Genomic DNA, 6,745 nt, shown 5'->3' on the forward strand with positions numbered 1-6,745 from the left:
ATGCTGAAATACGTCTTGCTGGCGCTGATCGTGTGCACGTCGTCGCTGTGGGCGGCGGACCAGAAGGTGATCGACCGGATCGTGGCGATTGTGGACGACGCGATCATTCTCGATTCGGAAGTTTTCCAGTACGTGCAGTATCAGGTCGGCACGCAGGCCAATCTGGACGCGCTCTCCGAAGCCGAAATTGCCACGCTGAAATCCCAGATTCTGCAGGACTTGATCGACCAGAAGGTGTTGTTGGCCAAGGCGCACGCGGACACGATCATGGTGGGCGACAAGGAGATCGACCGCGAGCTGGATAGTCGCGTGAAAACTCTGATCGATCAAGCCGGCGGTCAGGAGAAGCTGGAGAACTACTATGGCATGCCGCTGGCGCGGATCAAGCGGCAGTTCCGCGTCTTGGTCGAAGAGGGGATGCTGATTGACCGCGTGAAGGAGAAGAAGCTCGCGGCGGTCCAGGTGAGTCAGAGCGAGGTGCAGAAGTTCTGGGAGATGTATCAGGATTCGATTCCCGAACTGCGCGACGGCGTGCGCATCGCGCACATTCTGTTGCAGGACCAGATTTCGGAAGTCTCGCGGGCGGCGGCGCTGGCGAAGGCGGATTCGGTGCGCACGCTGGTGGTGGAAGGCAAGCAACCGTTTGAGGATTATGCCAAGCAGCTCTCAGACGATCCGGGCACGGCGGCCAACGGCGGCAAGCTGGGGCAGACCAGTCGCGGCGATCTGGTGACGGAATATGAGACCGTGGCCTACAATTTAGATCCCGGCGAAGTGTCCGCGCCGGTGATGTCGCCCTTCGGCGTACACCTGATCAAGCTGAACGAGCGTGTCGGCGAGAAGATCAACACGAACCATATTTTGTTCCGCGTGGAGCCGACTCCGGCCGACGAGCAGGCGACGCAGGCGCGGGCGGATTCCATCATTGCGGCGGTCAGGAGCGGCGTGGATTTCGCGAAGCTGGCGGAGTCGTACTCGCAGGATGCGAAGACGGCGGCCAAGGGCGGCGATCTGGGCTGGTTTGCGCCGGATGAGCTGCCGCAGGACTTCGCCATCCCGGTCAAGGACTTGAAGCAGAGCGAGCTTGCCGTTCCGGTGCGCACGGTGTTCGGCGTGCACGTGCTGATGGTAACCGACCGCGTGTACAAGCGGAAGATTTCCCTCGCCGACGACTATGACCGCATTCAGCGCATGGCCGTGGCCAAGAAGCAGGACGAAGTGATTCAGTCGTGGGTCAAGGAACTTGCCGCGCAGACGTTTATCGAAGTGAAATAGACGATCTCCCGATCCCCCGCTCGCGGCATTGGCGGACGTCGCAAGGAAGTGAGGAAGCCTGTGATAGCCCTCTTCGCGATCGGTGTGCTGGTGCTGTCAACCTTCGCCTGCGGGGATGAACTTCCGGCGAATCTGGACGATCAAATCCGGCGGGTGCACCCGCGAGTGGACAGTCTTTACCGGACCTTCCACCGCCATCCGGAAATCGCCAAGCAGGAGTTCGTGACGGCGGCGCGGGTTCGGCAGGAACTGCGGGCGATCGGACTCAGCAGGTTTTACGCCGTCGAGCAGCTGCCGACGGCCGTCATTGCGATTCTGGAAACGGGCAGACCGGGCCCCGTGACCTGTTTGCGGGCCGAGCTGGATGCGGTTTCGGGTGTAACTGACAGCACGGACTTGCCGTACAAGACCGAACGTTCGGGACTCATGCATGCCTGCGGTCATGACGCCCATGCGGCGATGCTGATCGGCGCGGCGGACATCCTTTATGCGCGAAAAGACGACCTGACGGGCAGGGTCGTCTTTTTGTTTCAGCCGGCCGAAGAAGCTCCCGGCGGCGCGAATGAGTTGGTCAACTGGGGAGTGATTGACAGCCTGGGGATTGACCGCATGTTTGCGTTGCACAGTTCGCCGGGGTTGCCCGTCGGCGAGATTCAACTGGCGAGGGGGGCTGCGCTCGCGGCGAACACGCCGTTCAGCCTCACGGTATCCGGACGCGGCTCGCACGCGGCGACGCCGCATCAGGGTGACGATGTGCTGACCGCCGCCTGCGAGATCGTCACCGGTCTGGCCGCGCTGCCGTCGCGCAAGCTTGACGTGGTGCGCACGCCGTGTATTATCAGCATTTCGCGATTCCAGTACGGTTCGGACTCGACGACGGGTGGCGTGCTCAGCCCTGATGTACAGATGGCAGGGACGATTCGCTCACGGATTCCCAGCGATTCGCTGACCAGTTCCGGTCTGACGATTCGGCAGCTTGTCGAGCGCTATGTTCAACATTCCGCGGAAGCCTTCGGCGTCACGGCTGACCTGAGTTTCAAGCAAGGCCCGCCGCCGACCCGCAACGACCCCGCACTCGCCGCACAGATCTCGGCTCGTTTGGCGGAGGTCTGGCCTGCGGGCGCCTTTGCGGAAGGCGTTCCCTCGATGACCTCGGAGGATTTCGCCTACTATACCGTCCACACTCCGTGCCTGTATTTTCGGCTGGGTATTGCCCAAGACTCACTGGGCGGCGAGCCGCTGCACACGAGCAGGTTCACGATCCATCCGGCGGCTCTCGACTGGGGCGTGCGGCTCCTGACGGAATTAGCATTCATCTCATCCGAGTTACCTTAGCAGTTCAGCTCTCCCCCTCTTCCGCCGAGCGGGGTGCCCTCACCCCGCCGGAATCTTTCAGCCTCCGCCGCGGCATGTGTCTCCACATGCCCGGAATCGGATCGGGTCGGATCGGGTCCTTCCCCCATTTCATGGGGGAAGTCAGATGGGGGTCTTTGCCGAGCCGGACTTCCTTCAAGCGATAACGCATTTATTAAACAAATCACTTGACAATCGGATAAAAATTTAGTATATTATGTCCGTGAACTGCCCATCAGACCAACCGTGTTTCTTCAAACCGACTTCAATCAGGCTACCGCAGAAACCGCCCAACATCAGGATTATCATGGCTTAAGGTAGTTTGTTTGGTCAAAAAACGTTTTTCGCCGCTGTCTTGATCTTCATAAAATTCCCGCGTACCACCCCCACCCATGAACTACCTCCTCCCGTTCACGCTCGTCATCATCCTCGCCGCGCTGACCTCGTGCCAGGAATCCGACCGGGATTACGCGCCGGTTTCGTCAGATACGCTCTGGACCTTTGAGCAGTTCTTGGCCCAGGCGGAGACGACGGACGTGAACGCACGTACGGCGCTGGTGGATTCCTTCATTGCCTATTGGACGCCGCTGGGGATTCCGCCGACCCACGTCGCGCCGGACAGCGCGTTCGGCACGGCGGCGTTTCTATATCGCTCGACGGCGAACACGGCTTCCGTGGCCGGGGATTTCAACGGCTGGGATCCGGGCCATGGCGCGTACCAGATGCAACGGCTGAACGGGACGACGCTGTTCTATCTGGTCAAGCGCTTTGAGGAGAACGCGCGGTTTGACTACAAGATCGTGTACAACGGCACGAACTGGATACTCGATCCGCTCAACCCGCGTACGATGACGGGCGGGTTCGGACCAAACTCGCAATTCTGGATGCCCGCGTTCCGCATCCCGGTCGAAGCCGCCACCGACACGAGCATCGCGCACGGCACCAGCGCACAATTCTCGATGCACTCGGCGATCTTCGGCAACGATCGCACAGTTACGGTCTATCTCCCCGCGGGTTACGACACGAGCGGGGCCTATCGCGTGCTCTACTGTCTCGACGGCAACGACTACAAGAATCTGCTCCGGATCATGACCATCGCGGACCACATGATCGGTCATGACCGCCTCGCTCCGTTCCTGGTCGTGATGGTGCCGCCGGTGAATCGCACGGGCGAGTATCACATGAATCTGAACAACGTGCGGTTCTTCGCCGAGGAGCTGATCCCGCACATCGACTCGACCTATGCGACACTGGCGACTCGTGAGGGTCGCGCGATTGTCGGCGAATCATCGGGCGGGCTGGGCGCGCTGTACTTGGCGTGGCAGGGCAGCGGCTTCTTCAAGTATTGCATCGCACAGTCGGGATACTTCTCCTGGAATGGTGATGCGATCATGGATTCGATCAGCGTGAACGCGCAGCGCGACTTGAAGCTCTACCTGAACGTGGGCACCTACGAGACCGATCTGGGCGGCGGTGTGAACATGGTCACTGCACAGCAGCGGCTGGAGGCGGTGCTGGAAGCAAAGGGCTACGATTATCAGGCCGTCTATCTGCCCGACGGCCACAGTTGGGGGAACTGGCAGCGGGTGATGCCGGAAGCGCTGGAGTGGATCTGGTAATCACTCGGCTTTGCGCGTCTTCGCGCAGCGTCGCCGAGCAGGGACTGCGTCCCTGCCGGAATCTCGCCGGCTCCGCCGCGGCATGTGTCTCCACATGCCCGGAATCGGCCTCGGGTCCTTCCCCCACGTCATGGGGGAAGTTAGATGGGGGTCCTCGCCGAGCAGGGACTGCGTCCCTGCCGGAATCTTGCCGGCTCCGCCGAGCGGGGTGCCCTCACCCCGCCGGAATCGGATCGGGTCCTTCCCCCATGTCATGGGGGAAGTTAGATGGGGGTCGATTGCCCCCCGAATTCCTCAACTTTCGGCAGGACTTGCCGATAAAGCGAATAGGAGCCGTGCAGCCGGCTCGGTTATGCGCAACTCGTCAACCCGAACCTATCGCCGAGTGAGGCCTCATGAAAGAGTATCTGGTCAGTTCCAACAACAAGATCAAGCTTTCGGATCGCAATCCGGACGATCTGAACGGATTCAAGAACACGGCGGAAGAGCGGCTGCGGGCTGAGCGGGAGGTTGAAGAATACATTTCTAAGACGAAGAAGCTGCAGACCAAGCTGTATGCGGAGGCCAAGCAGTCGTTTCTGATTGTGTTGCAGGCGATGGACGCGGGCGGCAAGGACGGCACGATCAAGCAGGTCATGTCGGGGGTGAATCCGCAGGGCTGTGTGGTGACCTCGTTCAAGGCGCCGACGCCGATCGAGCGCGCGCATGATTTTCTCTGGCGGGTGCACACGCAGGTGCCAGCCCACGGGATGATCGGAATCTTCAATCGCTCGCACTATGAAGATGTGCTCTGGCCGAAGGTTCATGATGGTCTGGACGGCAAGCTGCTGGCTTCGCGGGTAGAGCGGATTCTTGATTTTGAGAAGCTGTTGACCGAGACCGGCACCACGATCATCAAGCTGTTTCTGCACATCTCGAAGGGTGAGCAGAAGAAGCGGCTGGAGCTGCGGTTGGGGAATGCGGACAAGCATTGGAAGTTCGACATCAGCGATCTCGAAGAGCGCCGGTTGTGGTCGAAGTACATGGATACGTACGAGCTGTTGTTCCGTGAGACGAGCACGAAGCCGGCGCCGTGGTACGTGATTCCGGCCAATCACAAATGGTATCGGGATTATGTGGTGGCGCGGCTTGTTTACGAAACGTTGAAGGGCATGAACCCCAAGTTCCCCGTCGTCAGCGGTGTGGACTACTCGAAGCTCAAGGTGGTCTGAGCGACCGGCCGATTGGAACGTTGCAGCTCCCCTCCCCTCCGGCCCGGCCGGGGGGGATTTGTTTGGCCGGGACTTCCAACTCTGCATGGTAATTGTTATATTGTCAAGTTCACGGTCCGACTGGCTGCAGCCTTACCACTGAAAATATGCGACTTCCGAATCACGTCGGCATTATCCCTGACGGCAATCGGCGCTGGGCCGAATCGCGCGGGATGTCCAAGGAGCAGGGATACCAACTCGGGCTGGCTCCCGGTCTGGAGCTTTTGCGGCTCTGCCGGCAGGTGGGCATCAAAGAGGTCTCCGCTTACGGTTTCACGACGGACAATACCAAGCGCTCCGCCGAACAGCGGATTGCCTTTGCGGAAGCCTGCGTGAGCGCGGTCGAGATTATTTCGCGCGAAGACTCCGAGCTGTTGGTGGTCGGTAATACGGAGTCGCCGATGTTCCCGCGCGCGCTGCTGCCGTTTACACAGCGGACCACCTTCGGCGCGGGCGGGTTGAAGGTGAACTTTCTGGTGAATTACGGTTGGGAGTGGGATCTGAATCTGCTGAAGAGCGCCGATCCCGCGCAGAAGAATATCGTGAATCACATTCGCTCGTCGGATGTTTCGCGGCTCGATCTGGTGATCCGCTGGGGCGGGCGGCGGCGGCTCTCCGGTTTCCTGCCCGTGCAGGCGGTGTACGCGGACTTCTACGTGATCGACGATTACTGGCCGGACTTCAAGCCGGATCATCTGTTTGAGGCCCTGGAGTGGTATCAGGAGCAGGATGTGACGCTGGGGGGGTGAATGACACAATTCCATAGAGCATGATAGACCTTGTAAGACTAATAAGAGATGGGTATTTTCCAAAGGAACTTCCTCCGCCGTTCAGTTCTGCCGATTTTGCACGATACGTCGCCTCGATTGCGCCGAAGTTCCCGCAGCATTGGGTGACCGACACAAGGTCGGCCAAACCAACCCGCCCCGCAGCGCACAGTATTCCAAGAACATCACACACGCGGCGGAGGGTAGACGTCGTTCATCCTCGCAACTTCTTTCAACTCGCAAAGACAGTGCGCGACGAATGGCCAGTTCTCAGCCGCTTTCTCAGCCAATCTAGTTTTTCAATTAGTACGCCAAGAATCGGGAGTACGAAGGAAAGGTGTCTAGTGTAGTGTTGCGGAGTTGCTGCAACTAATTGCGAGGTTGTGCGTTTCATCTTCCAGAGAGGAGGATGAAATTATGCGTCACGCTCCGGTCATTGAGCTCACGAACGAGCAGGAACAACAACTTCGGGTTTGGTCTC

General features: G+C 59.7%; 5 protein-coding genes. All 5 read left to right on the forward strand.

Annotated features, from left to right (window positions below; genetic code table 11):
* The 5 genes from HZB60_11700 to HZB60_11720 all read left to right on the forward strand — a co-directional run bounded on the left by HZB60_11700 (window position 1) and on the right by HZB60_11720 (window position 6,246).
* Entirely contained in the window at window positions 1-1,275 is a 1,275-nt protein-coding gene (locus HZB60_11700; GenBank protein ID MBI5060432.1) for a peptidylprolyl isomerase, read from the forward strand.
* A gap of 60 nt (window positions 1,276-1,335) precedes the next feature.
* Window positions 1,336-2,610, forward strand: coding sequence for an amidohydrolase (locus HZB60_11705; protein ID MBI5060433.1), 1,275 nt, complete (start codon window positions 1,336-1,338; stop codon window positions 2,608-2,610).
* A gap of 410 nt (window positions 2,611-3,020) precedes the next feature.
* Window positions 3,021-4,247, forward strand: a complete 1,227-nt coding sequence (locus tag HZB60_11710; GenBank protein MBI5060434.1) for a hypothetical protein — start codon at window positions 3,021-3,023, stop codon at window positions 4,245-4,247.
* Between the two features lie 395 nt (window positions 4,248-4,642).
* Entirely contained in the window at window positions 4,643-5,458 is an 816-nt protein-coding gene (locus tag HZB60_11715) for a polyphosphate kinase 2 family protein (GenBank protein MBI5060435.1), read from the forward strand.
* A 146-nt stretch (window positions 5,459-5,604) separates the two neighbouring features.
* Window positions 5,605-6,246 (forward strand): undecaprenyl diphosphate synthase family protein, encoded by a 642-nt coding sequence (locus HZB60_11720; protein ID MBI5060436.1) that lies wholly within the window; start codon window positions 5,605-5,607, stop codon window positions 6,244-6,246.
* Window positions 6,247-6,745: the final 499 nt, after the last annotated feature.

It is taken from the genome of candidate division KSB1 bacterium (assembly GCA_016214895.1).
Taxonomy (GTDB): Bacteria; Electryoneota; RPQS01; order RPQS01; family RPQS01; genus JACRMR01.

Bases quoted from the DNA above. Each gene is read 5' to 3' on its own strand.
- HZB60_11720 (MBI5060436.1), top strand. From the start codon at position 5,605: ATGCGACTTCCGAATCACGTCGGCATTATCCCTGACGGCAATCGGCGC.
- HZB60_11715 (MBI5060435.1), top strand. From the start codon at position 4,643: ATGAAAGAGTATCTGGTCAGTTCCAACAACAAGATCAAGCTTTCGGAT.
- HZB60_11700 (MBI5060432.1), top strand. From the start codon at position 1: ATGCTGAAATACGTCTTGCTGGCGCTGATCGTGTGCACGTCGTCGCTG.
- HZB60_11710 (MBI5060434.1), top strand. From the start codon at position 3,021: ATGAACTACCTCCTCCCGTTCACGCTCGTCATCATCCTCGCCGCGCTG.